The organism is Chryseobacterium sp. SG20098 (assembly GCF_031844745.1).
Lineage (GTDB): Bacteria > Bacteroidota > Bacteroidia > Flavobacteriales > Weeksellaceae > Chryseobacterium > Chryseobacterium cucumeris.
Genome location: NZ_CP134622.1, coordinates 3,460,485 through 3,477,743 on the forward strand (window position 1 = coordinate 3,460,485; position 17,259 = coordinate 3,477,743).

The window sequence follows — 17,259 nt, forward strand, 5'->3', positions numbered from 1 at the left end:
ACGCCAGATTATGAGCGAAAATATTTAGATATTTATCTGTTGAGTTGTTTTGTTTTGAGCCAGTAAGAAGTAGATTGATAGGCTGATACAGCGTCATCAACCAGTTTCTGATCTGGATCTTTTAATAATTTTTCGTCGTAATACAGTTTAAATTCCGGTTTCAGATCACTTTTTTCCAGTTCCAAAGAATACTGTTTTACCTTTTTAACCGGTGAAATAATAGTCAAACGTTCACCTTTGATAAATCCAAGATCCTGATAGGTGGCCACATAAGCTTTAGGCTGGAATTCAGGTTTGAATACATCCTGACCTAAAAATTTAGATTGATAGTTGAAATTTAATAATCCCATAAGAGTAGGCATTACATCTATCTGAGACATCAGTGCATCAAATTTCTGAGGCTGAATAAATCCTTCAGAGAAAATCATGGCAGGAATTCTGTATTTATCCATTGGAAGTTCTGTTTTCCCGGCGCTGGATGCACAATGGTCTGCAATAATAACAAAAACCGTATTCTTGTACCAGTCTTGTTTCTTAGCCATATCGAAGAACAGCTTAAGAGAGTAGTCTGTATACTTTACACCCCCTTCACGGGATTTTACTGTTCCCGGAATATCAATTCTTCCGTCAGGATAAGTAAACGGTCTGTGGTTGGAAACCGTCATCCAGTGATTGAAAAATGGTTTTCCTGATTTGGCTTCGGCATTCATCACCTGAATAGCTTTTCTTGCCATATCTTCATCAGCAACACCCCAAACATTGGCAAAAGTGATTTCTTCAGGTTTAAAGTTGTTTCTGTCTACAATTCCATAGCCGTTCCCTCCGAAGAAGTCCTGCATATTATCAAAATAGCTGTATCCGCCGTATAAAAACTTGACATCATATCCTTTAGACTTGAAAACACTTCCGGTTGTGAATTTATTCTTATTGTCATCTCTCTTGATGATACTTTCTCCTGCTGTAGGAGGAATACATAATGTCAAAGCTTCCAGTCCGCGTACCGTTCTGTTTCCGGTTGCATACAGATTGGTAAACATGAGTGATTTATCAGCAAGACTGTCCAGGAAAGGAGTGATTTTTTGGGTATTGCCATAATGTTCCATGAAATCTGCAGAAAGACTTTCAATGGAGATCAATACTACATTTTTCTTCACTTCAGGCTGCTCCGCAACGACAGCTCTTGATAACGTATGCTGTGGGTACTGGCTTAAAAAATTCTTCTCGGCCTGCTGCTGGTTAATCTGGGAGTAGAACTGGAAGTAATCAAGCTCATTATGAGTAAATGCCCAGTAGAACTTAGGAAGTCCGTTGGCTTCAATTTCGTCGGCGAAAACATTGTCAGATTTGATTTGCATCAAAGACGGTATTGCCAGCGCACTCAACGCGCAAAGTACCATAAAACTGCCCAGAAGAAACATTTTTTGTTTAAAGTCCGGAAGTTCCAGCAATTCATCTTTTGTTTTCTTATAAATGAACCACGTGATGGTAAGGGTAACAAGCATGATGGCAGAAAACAATGGAATTACAGGGTAACTTTCCATGATATTCCCAATCACCTCATTGGTATAAATAAGATAGTCTACAGCAATAAAATTATAACGAACTCCAAATTCATTATAGAAGAAGTATTCACTGACTCCGTTGAAAATGATCAGAAGAACGTATAATAATAATGTGATGAAATATAATGTGTTACGTATTTTTATCCTTTGAGTAGGAAGGAAAAGCATCAATCCAAAGAAAAGAGTTTTTATCCCTACGAAAACAAGGGCTATTTCCATGATGGAACCTCCATACTGCTTGAAAATATTGTTCGGCACAAGCCATATATAAAGGAAGAATAGAACCAGAGCACTCAGAATAATGTGTCCGTAAGGTTTTTTATATTTTGAATTGGAAAGAAAGAGGAAGTAAAGAGCGAGAATGGAACTGGCCAGTATGAAAACAAAAATGTCATTCACCAGACCTATCAGCAAAACTTTTACGACTTCGAAAAATCCAAAACTAGCAGTAGTAATAGGATGAAAAAAGAATACTGTTCTTATTATCAACGAAATAATAAGATAGAAAATTCCTAAATACAAGAAGGGTTTTATTTTTTTTAAAAACATGTATTGTCTGTCTTTATTAATTTTCACAAAGATAGTTTTTGTAGGGAACTTTTGACGGAAAAAAAGAAAAACATCCTTTTTATTAATAAGATTTATGAATTATTTATATACTAATAAAAAAGGGACTATTAAAAATAGCCCCTTTATATTGTTAAAGTGAATAAAAAGTTAAGAATGTCCGAAACCGATATTCCCCTTTTTATCAGATAATTTCTTTTTGAAATCAATCATTCTTAGCGCTGTAACGGCTGCTTCCACCCCTTTGTTTCCAAGATCTCCACCGCTTCTTGCAATAGATTGTTCTTTGTTATCATCTGTTAATACACAGAAAATAGTAGGGGTGTCCGTCATGATGTTACAGTCTTTGATTCCCTGCGCTACTGCAGAGCATACATAGTCAAAATGTGGAGTTTCCCCACGGATCACACATCCGATAGAAATTACTGCATCATATTTTCTCTCTTTGCAAAGCTGCATACTAGCATAGCTTAATTCGAAAGCTCCTGGTACAGGGAAAAGTTTGATGTTTTCAGGTTTTACCCCTTCTTTTTCAAGGATTTCCAAAGCTGCATCACGAAGATTGTAAGTTACAAAATCATTCCACTCAGAAAAAACAATGCCGATAGAAAAATCTTCGGCATTAGTTATATGAAGTGGCTTGTAATCGGATAGATTAACTGTTGCCATTTTTTAATAATATTTAGTCATTTCGATATAAGAATCAGACATTCCGTTGTCGTAGTCCTGATATTTCTCGTCAATTGCAGAGAAGTATTTTTTAGCTTCTGCATTTTTCTTTAATCCTAAAGCAACAATACCTGCTTTTCTTGTAAAATAATACGTTGTATAAGGATCATCAGATGCTGTAGCAGCCTGATCTAATAAAGACAGAGCTTCATCATTTTTGTTAAGACCTGATTTTGCATCAGCCATTGCTCCATACTTCATTGCCATCAAGGTTTTGTTTTTGGAAGAGAATTTATCCAAAAGATCATATGCTTCCTGGAATTTTCCTTCTTTGAATTTTAATAAACCAGCATTGTAAGCAGAAAGTTTACCAATTTCAGTAGAAGAATATTCATTAGCTGTACCTATAAAACCTGGATTAGCTGCAGATTTTCCACCTAAGGCATCTTTATCTTTACCTTCCGTAAGATTTTTTTGAGCAGCAAGGAAACTTTTTACAGCCTCAGTGTTCTTTGGAGCAATTACAAATTGCTTATAAGCAAAGAATCCTAAAACTCCTAAAATCAAAGCTCCAAATACAAAACCAAGCGGCTTTGAATATTTTTCAACAAATCTTTCAGTGTTTAAAGCCTCTCTGTCAAGGTCTTTAAAGAACTCAACTGTTTCTTTACCTTCTTGCTCGTTCTGAGCACTCTTTCCCAATTTTGCCATAAGTTTTTAAAAATTGAAATGCAAATTTAATTGTTTCTGAGAGATTTACAAAATACTTTGTGAGTATTATTGACGAAATCTTGTGAATTGTTAATGGTGAATGATGAATTTATTAAAAAAAAGATGCTTCGAGATGTTCAGCATGACACTTCTGATAGTGCTTGTTCTAATCTCACAGTAAATGATTAGCGTTGTCATGCTGAACCTTTCGAAGCATATATATTAAGTCTTAGTATCCTAAAATATGGTAGATCTCTGCACCGAATTTCTTCAGTTTTTCATCACCGTTCAGACCTTGTAAACCGATAAGGAAACTAAACTGTGAAACAATTGCTCCTTGCTTTTCTACCAATTTTGCTGCAGCTTCAGTAGTTCCTCCCGTGGCTAAAAGATCATCATGGATTAAAACTCTTTGTCCAGGTTTTATCTGGCCTTCACGGGTTTCAATAATGGCACTTCCATATTCCAGATCATACTTTTCTGAAATAATTGGCGGGGGAAGTTTTCCTGCTTTTCTGATTAGAATAAATGGTACTTCCAATGCCACAGCGATAGCGATTCCAAAAAGGTAACCGCGGCTTTCAATTCCGCAGACTGCATCTATTTTTCCTTTACTGAATGCAACAAGGTCTGCAATGACATCTTCGTAAAGTTTTGGGTCTAAAAAGATAGGTGAAATATCCTTAAACTGGATTCCCGGAATCGGAAAATCAGGGATATTTTCAATTGTTTCTTCTAATCTTTTGATCAGTTCTGCTGAAGCCATTTATTAATTGATTTTATAGCTGGAAATTTTCCAGTCTCCATTTACATTTTTAAGCCCGAAAGTTACTTTTAAAGAAGTTGTCTTCCCACTTTTATCCGTTACATCATAAGTAGCGTTTACGCTCGCACTATTAGCATTAGCTCCACTTGTCGTAATGTTTTTTACATTTACATTTTTTACAGATCCAAAGCCTGAAGTAGGATTTGAGAAAGATTCATAACTTCCCCAGCTTGGATTACTGGCTGTTTCGTATGCTGCTTTTAAGTTTTGAGAACTCACACTGTTCAGGAACTTACTTACTGTATTTTTAGGGTCTGCAGTAGGCTGCTTTGGTGCAGCTGGTGTTGCAGGGTCCGTAGTTGCTCCAGGAGTTGCTGTTGGATTGTTTGGATCTATCACTGCGCTTGGTTGCTCTGTCACCGCTGTCGAATCCGTTTTTGGGATGGCAGGAACTTTTAGAGCTGCTGCATTGACATCAAGCCCGATTTTAGACATTTTGAAAGTCTTGGCAGTTGTTTTTACAGAAACCGTGATATCAATTTTATTATCTACCACTTTTGAAGCAGGGATAGAAGAGAATTTTAAATTGAATCCTTTAAAGTTATTATCCTGCATAAGGTTTTTAGCAGTAGCCAATCTTACACCGTTACTGAAGACTTCAAGAGTGGCTTCAAGGCCAGCTCCTGTGAAAGATACAGGGTTTCCGGCTGCATCTACAAGTCTTGGAACAATCTGGATTGCTGTAGGCGCTCCGGTTCCGTCATCTCCCGTAGGTCTTGTCACAAGGCTTAGTGATCCGGCTTTCACATCGTTAGGATCGCTTTCTTTAGCTTTATCATCCCTGAAGATATTCATCTCTCCAAGTGATGGTGGGGCAGTACTTGCCCATTCTATTCCGTTTTTCTGAGCCACTTCGTCAGCCAAAGACATGATTTCAGGAACTTTCTTTCCGTTAATCAGTTTTCCAAGGGCTTTTAGCTCATTGATATCACCGTCTGCCTCTACTCCAAATGTTTTAAGGATATAAAGAGCTTCATTAAACTTAATCTGCTTAATGGTAGGTAAACTGGAAGTCATATCATTGATACTTGACTGCAGTGTTTTAGTATTCGTAGCATCTACATGATCTTTCTTACATGCTGTAAAAAGCAACAGACTGAAAACAAGTAGAAAAGAAAACTTTTTCATTTTTATTTGGTTTGTTGCAAATTTAATAAAACCTTTATTAATACTGGATTTTATTTTCACTTTATGTTTTATGGCTTGTTTTATTTCTTTTTCATAATAGCCATAATCCTATATTTTTACTTTTTTTGGGGTTGTTCTTTTAAGTCTCCTTTGAAAAAATTGCTGAAGATGGTCTGCATATTCGGGAATGAAGAATCCTGCCAGTAAGAAGTTTTGTAATTACTGTTTTCTTTATCAAATTTTACTTTTTCAATATCATTGTCGTTGCTAAAGCTAAGTTCTGTAGGATAGAAATTTGTGTAAACGGCAATCTGATTGTATTCGGGTTCGCTTTTGTGTTTAAGCTTAACAAAAACAAGTTCATTGTATTCAAGAAAATCTTTCAATGTCTTTTCTGATCCTTTTTCAAAGGACATATTCAAAATGGTTCTGATATCATAAAATCGATATCCGAAAAATGAAAATTCTTTTTCCTGAAGTGCTCCTCCTGTTACCTCAATCTGATCTTTACGATCGCCTTTCAATTCTCTGATGATATTTCTTTTTGTTTTGTATTCGTCCGGATTTCCTACATTTTTAAGTTTTGGAATCTGTAGAGAATTTCCATAATCCCATGATGAAGTTTCTTTCTTCTCGTTTTTAGGTTCTGTCAATCTGAAAACCCTGTATTGTTCCACGTTTGTACTTTTTAGCTTTTTTGTTTTGTTGTCAAAAATATAGGTTACAATTCCATCGGTATAACTATTCAGTTTATTATTTACGGTCACGTAAGCATTAAAATTTCCTTTGATAAAAATGTATTTGGCAGGTTTGTTATTTTTGATAACTACGGTTTCAATCTCTTTTACCTGATCATTGATTTTAATAATGGGCTGGTCAAAATCGGAATATGATAAGGTGGCAACAGGAAAATTATTATAGACAAGCTGAAACTTTTCCTGCGAGGGAGATAATGATTGTTTGTCAATCTTGCCTTCAATATCTGAGTATGCCAGAATAGTTCCATCTTTCCCAAACACTGAAACTCTGGGAAGGGGAGCATTACTTTTTTCAGAAACGAAAGTGATGGTCTGTGCAGAAATAAAACTATATAAAAAAAGAAAGAATGTGTAAAGGAAAAGTTTGGTTTTCATAGTAAGTTTTTTTTAATTGTTGATCCCATCAATGGCGACGAGTTACCTGATATACATAAAAAAAGACTGATTGTTTTAACAATCAGTCTCTTATAATTTTATTTTGTTACAAGTCCTTAGAAAGGATACTCATAAATTTCAGATTCGTGTAAGAATGGGTTTCCTGTAGGAATCAACTTCAGTTTAGATAAAGCTGAAAGTACAGTAAACATAAATAATCCAGCTACGAACAGGATTGCTCCTAGGATTAACAGGAATACTTCAGGAGTGTTCCAGTATGGTCCTACTGTTCCTGGCATTACCATGTTGAAGTAATCTAAGATGTGTCCTAAGATTACTACTACTGCCATTGTAGTAACTACTTTGTAGTTTCTCTTGATGCTGCTGCTTACTAATACCAATAGTGGTAATAAGAAGTTGATGATCAACATCGGTAAGAAAGTAGGAGAGTAGTGCTGGAATCTACCGAAGAAGTAGTTAACCTCTTCCGGAACGTTGGCATACCAGTATAACATGAACTGAGCGAACCATGTATATGTCCAAAGCATACTTGTAGCGAAAAGGAATACTCCTAAATCGTGTAAGTGGTTATCATTGAACTGTGGTAAGAAACCATTTTTCTTAAGGTAAACACTTAATAGAATGATTACAGCAATACCACTTGAAAGGCAACTAACCATTGAATACCAGATATACATTGTAGAATACCAGTGAGGGTCAATAGACATTAACCAGTCCCAAGCCCAAGCTGCAGAAGCAAATCCGAAGAATGCAATATATCCTACTGCCCATCTGTAAAGCATTTGATACTCTACTTTAGATTTCGTTTCATCTACTTTCTTAGATTGAGCTTTCAATTTCCAAGCGAAGAAAGAAGCACCAATCACATAGATTAAAGTTCTTACTGCATAGAAAGGAATATTTAAGAATTTTTTCTTTTCAAATAAGATCACATCAAAATGCGGAGAATCCGGGTTTGTCAATTCAGGGTCCATCCAGTGGAATAAGTGACCATTATGAGTGATGTTTAAGATCATCAGGATTACCAGAATTGCACCACCGTAAGGAATATAAGAAGCAATAGCTTCCATTACTCTTGTAATGATGATTGGCCATCCTGCATGGGCAGCGTGCTGAATAGAATAGAAGAATAATACGCAGCAGCTTACTCCAAAGAAAAATACAGCTACAAAATGTATTGCTGCTAAAGGCTGGTTGTGTACCTGCAATGTAGCGTGCTCAAGGTGAGCCGCGTGATCCTGAGGTCCAACCATTTCACTTGAGTGTGTAGGAGCAGTATGACCTGAAGCATGAACAGCTTCCATCATTTGTTCTATTTTCTCAGTAGATATTCCTTTGTTCAAAAAGAAACCAATACCGAAAAGAACTAAACCTACAACAAGAAGTATTATAGAAGTTGATTTTAATTTTGGTGAAAAACTATACATTTCTTTTCTTATTTTTTAGTTTCGGTAGTCGTTTCAGTTGTTGCTGGTGCCGCCGCTGTAGCTGCTGCCGGTGCTGCTGCTCCTTTTTTGAAAGCACTCATCACATACATTGCTACTCTCCATCTGTCTCCTGCGTTCAATTGTCCCGCATAAGAACCCATGGCATTTCTACCGTTTGTTAATACATAATGAACAGATCCTACAGTAATTTCTCTGTCAGCATAGTTGGGTACTCCAGAGAATGCTCCACTTTGAACGATAGGTCCTTGTCCATCACCTCCTGTACCGTGACATGCAGCACAAGTGTGATCAAACAATATTTTACCTCTTTCAAGATCCTTAGCTGCATTAGCTGGGTTCAAAGGAGATGCTGTAAGTTTTTTAGATGCTTCATACCCTGCGTTGTACTCGTCAACATTCTTAGGTAATAAGCTTTCTTCAAAAACTCCGTCTTTATTCTGAGGAACTGATCCTTCAACCGGAGAAAGACCTGTTGCACCATTATTTTTAACAAAAGCAGGAATTTCATTTTCATGATCTGAATAAGCATCCTGAGCTTTCATCAATGGATCATAAGCTACCGGAAAATACATGTCCGGGAAATATACCAACGGAGTATTCTCCTTTGGTCCGCAAGAGTTAAGTAAAACTGTTGTTAAACCTAAAACCGCTGTAATTTTTAATACATTCTTTTTCATTTTAAGCGTCTTTAACAGTTATTTCTTCAACTCCAGTTTCAATAAGCAACTGTTTTACAGATTCCACATCTTCAGTTACGAATTCCATCATGAATTTATCATCAGTCGTTCTTGGATCCGGGTTCTGAGCCGGAGCTCCTGGATACATTTTGTTTCTAACTAGGAAAGTTAAAGACATCATGTGAGCAGCACAGAATACCATTAATTCGAACATTGGAACTACGAATGCCGGCATGTTGTGTCCCCAGTCAAAAGCTGGTTTACCACCGATATTCTGAGGCCAGTCGTGATTCATCACGTACCAGGTAAGAGTAGCACCAATAGTTACACCATAACAAGCATAGATGAAAGCGGCATCAGAAATTCTAGTTTTCTTTAAACCTAAAGCTTTGTCTAGTCCGTGAACCGGAAACGGAGTATAAACTTCGTTAATTGCGATTCCTTTATCGTTGAATGCTTTAACGCCGTTCATTAAATCGTCGTCGTCAGCATAAAGTCCGTATACAATTTTAGTGGTGCTCATCTCCTTCTTTTGCTTTATAAGTTTCACCTGAGATTTTCAAAATCGATTTTAATTCAGCCTGTGCAATTACAGGGAATGTTCTTGCATATAATAAGAATAATACAGAGAAGAATCCGATCGTTCCTAAGTATACACCCACATCAATGATCGTTGGCTTAAACATTGTCCATGATCCTGGTAAGTAGTCTCTTGAAAGGTTGATAACGATGATATCAAAACGCTCGAACCACATACCGATGTTGATGATCAATGCAACTATGAATGTCCAGATAATGTTCGTTCTTAGTCTCTTGAACCAGAAAGAAGCAGGAATAACAAGGTTACAGATGATCAATGACCAGAATGCCCACCAGTAAGGTCCTACAGCAGCACCTGGAGAAAGATATGTGAAATCTTCGAATCTAGATCCTGAGTACCATCCGATGAAATATTCAGTTGCGTAAGCTACAGTTACCATACCACCGGTTAAGATGATTACGATGTTCATAATTTCGATATGATACATTGTAATATACTCTTCTAAGTGACACACTTTTCTTGCAACCAACAATAGGGTCTGTACCATTGCAAATCCTGAGAAGATTGCACCAGCAACGAAGTAAGGAGGATAGATTGTTGAGTGCCATCCTTTAATTACTGAAGTTGCGAAGTCAAATGATACGGTAGTGTGTACTGAGAATACAAGTGGAGTTGCCAAACCTGCAAGAACCAAAGAAAGTTCTTCGAATCTTTGCCAGTGTTTTGCTTTACCACCCCAACCGAATGCAAGGAATGTATAAATTTTCTTAGTCCAAGGAGTTTTAGCTCTATCTCTGATCATTGCAAAGTCAGGGATAAGTCCCATAAACCAGAATACAGTTGATACTGAGAAATACGTAGAGATCGCAAATACGTCCCAAAGTAGAGGAGAGTTGAAGTTCCCCCAAAGAGAACCGAATTGGTTTGGTAAAGGGAATACCCAGTATCCAACCCAAACTCTACCCATGTGGATTACAGGGAAGATTGCTGCCTGTACAACCGCAAAGATCGTCATCGCCTCTGCTGATCTGTTTACAGACATTCTCCATCTCTGTCTAAATAATAATAATACTGCGGAGATTAGGGTCCCGGCGTGACCGATACCTACCCACCATACGAAGTTGGTAATATCCCAACCCCAGTTAATAGTTCTGTTAAGCCCCCATGCTCCAATACCTGTCCCGATAGTGTAAGCGATACAGCCGAATCCATAGAGGAATAGAACTAGTGCAGCATATAATGAGATCCACCATAATTTACCTGCTCTTTCTTCGATAGGTCGTGCGATATCTTCTGTAATATCGTGATAAGTTTTGTGACCAATAATTAGAGGTTCCCTTATCGGAGCTTCGTAATGTCCTGACATTTTTTACCTATTTATTATTTAAACTTTATTTTTCTACTCTGTTTCTTACTTTAGTGTGATAGAACACGTTTGGTTTTGTTCCGATCTCCTCTAGTAAATAATATCTTCTGTTAGATGCATACTGCTTTCTAATTGAAGAATCTTTATCATTCATGTCTCCAAATGTCATTGCTCCAGTAGAACAAGCTTTAGAACAAGCAGTCTGGAATTCTCCATCCTTCACTCTTCTTCCTTCTTTCTTAGCCTCAAGAATAGTATTCTGAGTCATTTGGATACACATTGAACATTTCTCCATTACCCCTCTAGTTCTTACAACTACATCCGGGTTAAGTACCATTCTTCCTAAATCGTTGTTCATGTTGAAATCGAACTTGTCATTTAGGTTATAAGTAAACCAGTTGAAACGTCTTACTTTGTACGGACAGTTGTTTGCACAATATCTGGTACCGATACATCTGTTGTAAGCCATATGGTTTTGACCTTGCTTACCGTGTGAAGTAGCCGCTACCGGACATACAGTTTCACATGGAGCGTGGTTACAGTGCTGACACATTACTGGCTGGAAGATTACATCCGGGTTGTCTGCTGGGTGGTTTAATGCACCTCCTTCTTTGTTGAATGCAGTACCATATAATTCTGGTACAGCCATTCCTTCTTTCAATCCTTCGTATACTTCTACCGTTTGTCTTGAAGAATAGTAACGGTCAATTCTTAACCAGTACATATCTCTGGACATTCTTACTTCTTCTTTCCCTACTACAGGAACGTTGTTTTCTGCCTGACAAGCAATAATACATGCTCCACAACCAGTACAAGAGTTCAGGTCGATAGATAAGTTGAAGTGAGGACCATCTGTATCATCAAAAGCATCCCAAAGGTCGATTTTTCTCGCTGGAAGTGCTCCGCTGATCGTGTGGTATTCCAAAGGTTTGTTCCATCCTTTGTGTTCATCATCGAAAGCTACGTTGATGAAATCTGCCAAAGGAACTTCCTTCGCGATTTCATAACGACCCATCAATGTATTTTGAAGCTGGATACCTGCGAACTCGTGATCTTCTCCTGTTTTCTCAATTTTAACACCTGAAAGCACAAGGTTAGAGCCGTCAAATAAAGGATAAGCATTTACTCCAGTATCAGCAGTTGCTCCTGAGTTTTTCTTACCATAACCAAGTGCAAGACCTACAGATCCTTCGGCTTGTCCTGGTTGTACGAATACAGGAACGTTTTCTATTTTAACTCCGTTTACAGTAAGGTTTACAATAGAACCATCTAACTGCATTCTCGCGTTAAGATCGTTGTCAATTGCAAATTTCTCTGCATCTTTAGGAGAAATTGTAAGGTAGTTATCCCAAGACATTCTTGTGATTGGGTCAGGTAACTCTTGTAACCAAGGGTTGTTTGCCTGAGTACCGTCTCCCATTGAAGTCTTAGTGTATAATACTAATTCTAATTCAGAAGCTTTAAAGTTTCCTAGTTCAGCAACAGCCTGAGCAGCGTTTCCACCTGCATAAGCTAAAGTAGTTGCGTTGGTAGAAGCGTTGATACCGTTGTACAATGCTTTGTTGAAAGAAGTACCACCTAAAAGAGAAGCAGAGCTTGCTTTTAAATAATCGTAGTAGTTGTTTGCTGCATTGTTTTTACCATTCTTCCAAACCAATAAAGATTCTTCAATCTGTCTTGATTTGTAGATTTTCTGAATTGTTGGCTGCATTAATGAATATACACCAGTCTGTGGTTCGATATCTCCCCAAGACTCTAGCCAGTTCGCTACCGGAATGACAGCTTTCGCTGCTTTGTACATTTCATTTTTCTTATCTGCTACAGCAACTACGTAAGGAACTTTTGATAACGATTTTTTGAAATCTTCTCCTTTTGGATGAGAGTAGATAGGGTCCACGTTGTTTGTAATCAATACACCAACTTGTCCACCGTTTACCCATCCTAAGAATTCCTGGTATTTAGCAGCGTTGAATTCTTTAAGGAAGTTTGCCTTACCTGTGAAAGCTACTGAACCTAATTTTTGGTTGATTAAGTGTGCTAAAACCTGTGCTCCTTTAGAACCGTCAGCGAAAACAACAGCTTTGCTTCCTTTTGCTTTCAATTCATTAGCAATTTCAGTTGCAGTCTTATCAGTAGTACCACCACCTACGATTGCATTGTAAACTTCCACTAAAGTTTTGTTTACAGCACTTGGTTTTAATCTGTATCTCGAGTCAGCGTTAGCTCCAGTTAATGACATGTTAGACTCCACCTGAATGTGTCTCAACATGCTTGCTCCTGGTTTTCTAGCTGCTGCATAAGAAGTCTCTAAGCTTGAAGCGTTATAATCTCCTAAGAAATCAGCCTGGAAAGAAACTACCAATTCAGAACCGTTAAGGTCATAAACAGGTAATGCTCTTTGTCCGAATACTTCCTGTGCTGCATCTAATCCTGCAGAGTAAGGGAATGCATCATAAGTTACTAATTCCGCTGTAGGATATTTAGCTTTGAATTCAGCGAATAACTTTTTGAAAGTTGGTGAAGGAAAAGAGTGTGATAAAACCACAATCTTTTTGCCTGACGCTTTAGCTTCTTCCAACCCTTTGATAACGAAACTGTCTACTTTATCGAAAGTTTCATCTTTACCGTCTAGTTTAGGCTGCTTTACTTTATCGTTATCATAAAGAGAAAGTACACTTGCCTGAGCTCTTGCGTTAGTTTTACCTAAATCGCCACCAGCCGGGTTGGGTTCAATTTTGATAGGTCTACCTTCACGGGTTTTTACTAAAACACTAGCAAAGTCGAAACCGTCAAAATAAGTTGAAGCGTAATAATTAGGGATTCCCGGAATAATATCATGCGGCTTTACCACATAAGGAATCGTTTTGATTACCGGAGCTTCGCAGGCAGCTAATGTAACTGCTGCTGTAGAGAACCCTAGTAATTTAAGGAAATCTCTTCTTGAAGTACTAGATCCGTTTTTCTCAGCATCTCCAAGGAAATCTTCTACCGGAATTTCTTCCTGAAACTCTTTCTGAGCCAGCTTATTATTCAAAGCTGGATCTTTAAGTTCATGAATACTTCTGAATTGTATTTTGTTTGAAGCCATTTATACTTCTAATTTTTTAGTTATTAATAATGACATTTACCACACTCAAGACCTCCAATTGCATCTACAGTGATCTTACCTCCATCTTGAGGATATTGTTTTTTCAACTTGTCATGTAGATTTTTGAAGTACTCTTTATTATAACCGTTGTTCATATCAACTTCAGTCGTTCTGTGGCACTCGATACACCATCCCATAGTAAAGTCGTTTGCCATCTGAACAACATTCATTGTATCAATTTTACCGTGACAAGCTTTACATACAACATCAATTTTGTTGTTAGGATTCTTTTTGTTGAAAGAATTGATGATCGCTTGTTCTCCAGCAATTACGTGCTGTGAGTGGTTGAAGTAAACGAAGTCTGGCATGTTGTGGATTCTTGTCCATTCAACCGGTTGTGTTTTTCCTGTATACTGTTGTTTTGCAGGATCCCAACCTGTTGCAGCGTAGATCTTCTGAATTTCTCCGTCATAGAATGCCTTGTCTTTTCCTGGTTCCATGTAGTGATCTGCGTTGTATTCAGAAATCGTTCTGTGACAGTTCATACAAACGTTCATAGAAGGAATCTCAGATACTTTTCCGTATTTAGCACTAGAGTGACATAACTGACAGTCAATTTTCTGTTCTCCGGCGTGAATTTTGTGAGAGAAGTAGATAGGTTGCTCAGGTTTGTACCCTTTGTAAACCCCAATCCACATTAACCAGTTCCATACTCCGTAAGCGGCTAAAATAGCAAGGATTGCCAATAAACCTTTACCAATGAAGTGGAACTTCTCATACATTTCACTGAAAGAACGAACTCTTGTTTCATTAAGTCCAGCTAAATCTTCAGACTGACCTAGTTTTACCAATTGTCTTAGCTTAACCAAGATCCAAACCAGTAAACCTGCGATCGCTAAAAGTGAAATGATGACAACGTTTGTTGTAGTTTTGTCTGCAGGAGCTGCCGCAGTAGCGTCAGTTGCAGGAGTTGCTTCCGGTTTTTTCTCCTCCGGAGCAGGAGGGTTAGTTGTGAAAGCTAAAATGTCGTCAATATCCTTATCTGTAAGATTTGGAAAGACCTGCATTTCAGTCTTGTTAAACTTTTCAAAAATCTCATTGGCGTATTTATCCCCAGAAGCTCTTAGAGCTTTGTTGTCTTTGATCCACTTGTGAAGCCAATCTTTGTCTACACCACCTTCTGTCTTTACACGTTCTACAACCCCTTTTAGAGGTGGTCCTACAACTTGTTTGTCCAGCGCGTGACATGCAGTACAATTCGCTTTGAAAAGTTTCTCTCCGTTTTTAGGATCGCCGTCTTGCCCGTAAAATGAAGCACTGGTTGATAGCAATAAGCCTATTGCTATCAACGTTTTTTTATAATGCTTTCTCCAACTAATCATTTAAATTATCTTATGTTAGTAAATTATTGAACATTCAATCAATTCCGCAAAAATAATATTTTTAACAGGAATTTAACGGTATATCGAAAAGGGAAAATATCATTTACGTTTAATTTGTATTGATTCTAAATAACCAGTTTGGTATAGTTTTTTAATTTGTATAAATTTGCGGAAACAAGTTTAAATGAGAAATCTAATCAAAATATTTTCGATATTATCATTATTTGGATTTTATAATATTGAAGCACAACAAGTTGTTAAAAAGGATACCCTGTCAGGAACAGAGCTTATTATGACAATGGATTCCAAAATAAATGCTGCTTTGGAAGGAATTGAAGGAAAGTGTGCGAAAGTTACTCCAACAAATTCTCCTAAAGATTTCGGTAATAATGATAGTGGAATTTCTACAGGAATCAATACAAAACCACCTAAGATCTTTGTACCGAGTAGAGAGCTTACCAATGCTGAAATCTGTAAGAAAAATCCTAGAATTTTAGGGTTCAAAATCCAGATTACAACGGTAAAAAGTAATGAGGAGGCTAATGAGGTGAAGTCTTATTTCAGAAAAAGATTCCCGAATCTGAAAGTGGAGACCGATGCTTCTTTAAGACCAAATTATAAGATTTTGGCTGGAAGTTATTTCACAAAACAAAGTGCCGCCAGTGATCTTTCGAAAATCAGAGAATACTTTAAATCTGCAGTTGCAGTACAGTATAGAATTTTCTGTGCCGAGGCTAAATAAGAAGAATTTATTTCAATATAAAAAAACAAAAAGCTGAGAAATTTCTCAGCTTTTTTTATTGATAATAATTTTCCATAAACCAGAAGAATTCTGCCATTCTAAAGATATTGTTGATCAGCAGATAAGTAAATAATATTGCCACAATGAATGTTAAAAACGACATCATTTTCGGTGATGATCTGTACGCAAAAAAGAGCCATCCTACAAGCAAAGGATAGACAAAAACAAAATGTCCTCCGTAGATGTAGGAAGTATGAAGACCAAATCTCATCACGCAATGGATGATGATATCAACTGCAAATGAAATAGTGATGATCTGGACCCATTTATTCTTGAAATTTTTAAAATAACTCCAACTTATCAGGATTAATAATATTGCTACGAAAAAGTAAGGAATGGCAGATGAATAAAGATCCATATAAAGTCCTTTGAAATTGAACCCTTTCATATTGTGCTTGTCTGACATGATGAAGCCGGGGAAAAGAATATTCCCGCCAAAGAAAAATGAAAGAATCATATCCCATGTCGGCATAGATTCTACATTGGAAAACTTTTCATATTGCTGATTGGTTTTTGAAAAGATATTCTGATATTTAAAATCGATTCTGTTCAGATAAAGCAGGATAAAACAAATAACCGCAATTATTACTCTTAATGCAGCATTTCCGAATTTCTTCCAGTTGGTAAAAATGCCTTTTTCAAAAATAAGAGGAATGAAAACTTTTACAAAGTTGGTAATAGTAAGCCCTCCGATAGTAATCCCAGCCAATGATAAGGCTGTTGCTGGTATTTTCTCTTCTTTCCTTAGTTTGATTGCCGCATAGTAGTTGTATAGCGATAGTAAAAATAAAGTGTAGGTAAAGTTTTCCGGTGTGAAAGACAAGATGATATTAGTGGCAAAAGCTCCAAAGAATAATACGATTAAAAGGCTTAACCATAAAGGAAGCTGAATGATATTCTTTACATATTTAAATACCTGAACAATGTTCAATGTGATGATGATATTACTGAGCCATGCCAGAGTAAGCCTGAAATTAGCATCCATTTTTCCTCCTGAAATAAATAACGAAAATTCTCTTATCCAGTTAAAAAAATAGTAAGATAAAGGGTGTCTCTCAAAGCTGCCTCCCGTCATAAGGATAGATTTGTTGTCAAAGCTGAAATAGGCATCCCATGGAATTCTGCTGTCAAAAATAATCCTGTAATGAAGGGCAATATAAGATCCCAGAATTCCATAGCAGACAATGAAAAACAGAAATACTGCCAGTTCGGTATAAGTGGATGGAAAAACCAGTTTAAGAAAATTGATACATTTTGTTTTGATAAAAGACACGGGTCAAATTTTTTGCAAAAGTAAAATAAAAAAACCACCAAAATTGGTGGTTATAAAAGTTTGTA

The 17,259-nt window shown here is 37.0% G+C and carries 14 protein-coding genes; 1 reads left to right on the forward strand and 13 read right to left on the reverse strand.

Annotated elements, in window-relative coordinates; genetic code table 11:
• Positions 1-32: 32 nt before the first annotated feature.
• From RHP76_RS15905 to RHP76_RS15960, 12 genes are all read right to left on the reverse strand, one after another.
• Positions 33-2,111, reverse strand: a complete 2,079-nt coding sequence (locus RHP76_RS15905; protein WP_311230266.1) for a sulfatase-like hydrolase/transferase — start codon at positions 2,109-2,111, stop codon at positions 33-35.
• Between the two features lie 168 nt (positions 2,112-2,279).
• The gene (ribH, locus tag RHP76_RS15910) at positions 2,280-2,798 is read right to left on the reverse strand and encodes a 6,7-dimethyl-8-ribityllumazine synthase (protein ID WP_034691815.1); all 519 of its coding nucleotides are present in this window, start codon (positions 2,796-2,798) and stop codon (positions 2,280-2,282) included.
• A gap of 3 nt (positions 2,799-2,801) precedes the next feature.
• Complete coding sequence (locus tag RHP76_RS15915) at positions 2,802-3,509, reverse strand: YfgM family protein (RefSeq protein ID WP_062673110.1); 708 nt, start codon at positions 3,507-3,509, stop codon at positions 2,802-2,804.
• Positions 3,510-3,738: 229 nt separating this feature from the next.
• Positions 3,739-4,275, reverse strand: coding sequence for an adenine phosphoribosyltransferase (locus RHP76_RS15920; RefSeq protein ID WP_062673112.1), 537 nt, complete (start codon positions 4,273-4,275; stop codon positions 3,739-3,741).
• 3 nt (positions 4,276-4,278) lie between these two features.
• Entirely contained in the window at positions 4,279-5,463 is a 1,185-nt protein-coding gene (locus tag RHP76_RS15925; protein ID WP_311228568.1) for a hypothetical protein, read from the reverse strand.
• Between the two features lie 116 nt (positions 5,464-5,579).
• Entirely contained in the window at positions 5,580-6,596 is a 1,017-nt protein-coding gene (locus RHP76_RS15930; protein WP_311228569.1) for a hypothetical protein, read from the reverse strand.
• A 116-nt stretch (positions 6,597-6,712) separates the two neighbouring features.
• The gene (locus tag RHP76_RS15935) at positions 6,713-8,044 is read right to left on the reverse strand and encodes a hypothetical protein (RefSeq protein ID WP_034691800.1); all 1,332 of its coding nucleotides are present in this window, start codon (positions 8,042-8,044) and stop codon (positions 6,713-6,715) included.
• Positions 8,045-8,052: 8 nt separating this feature from the next.
• A complete protein-coding gene (locus RHP76_RS15940) occupies positions 8,053-8,742 on the reverse strand; it encodes a c-type cytochrome (RefSeq protein WP_034691797.1) in 690 nt (229 codons plus the stop codon).
• Position 8,743: 1 nt separating this feature from the next.
• Positions 8,744-9,265, reverse strand: a complete 522-nt coding sequence (locus RHP76_RS15945) for a DUF3341 domain-containing protein (RefSeq protein WP_027371993.1) — start codon at positions 9,263-9,265, stop codon at positions 8,744-8,746.
• Positions 9,252-10,649, reverse strand: coding sequence for an NrfD/PsrC family molybdoenzyme membrane anchor subunit (nrfD, locus tag RHP76_RS15950; RefSeq protein WP_034691792.1), 1,398 nt, complete (start codon positions 10,647-10,649; stop codon positions 9,252-9,254). Before nrfD ends, RHP76_RS15945 begins: the two co-directional genes overlap by 14 nt.
• Before the next feature lie 25 nt (positions 10,650-10,674).
• Positions 10,675-13,737 (reverse strand): TAT-variant-translocated molybdopterin oxidoreductase, encoded by a 3,063-nt coding sequence (locus RHP76_RS15955; RefSeq protein ID WP_123278637.1) that lies wholly within the window; start codon positions 13,735-13,737, stop codon positions 10,675-10,677.
• Positions 13,738-13,760: 23 nt separating this feature from the next.
• Positions 13,761-15,119, reverse strand: a complete 1,359-nt coding sequence (locus tag RHP76_RS15960; protein ID WP_047426932.1) for a c-type cytochrome — start codon at positions 15,117-15,119, stop codon at positions 13,761-13,763.
• A gap of 184 nt (positions 15,120-15,303) precedes the next feature.
• Between RHP76_RS15960 and RHP76_RS15965 the strand changes: the two genes are divergently transcribed.
• Positions 15,304-15,861: a hypothetical protein gene (locus tag RHP76_RS15965; protein ID WP_062673122.1), complete on the forward strand. Its 558-nt coding sequence runs from the start codon at positions 15,304-15,306 to the stop codon at positions 15,859-15,861.
• A 55-nt stretch (positions 15,862-15,916) separates the two neighbouring features.
• Here RHP76_RS15965 and RHP76_RS15970 read toward each other — a convergent pair whose 3' ends face one another.
• Complete coding sequence (locus RHP76_RS15970; RefSeq protein ID WP_311228570.1) at positions 15,917-17,194, reverse strand: DUF6080 domain-containing protein; 1,278 nt, start codon at positions 17,192-17,194, stop codon at positions 15,917-15,919.
• Positions 17,195-17,259: the final 65 nt, after the last annotated feature.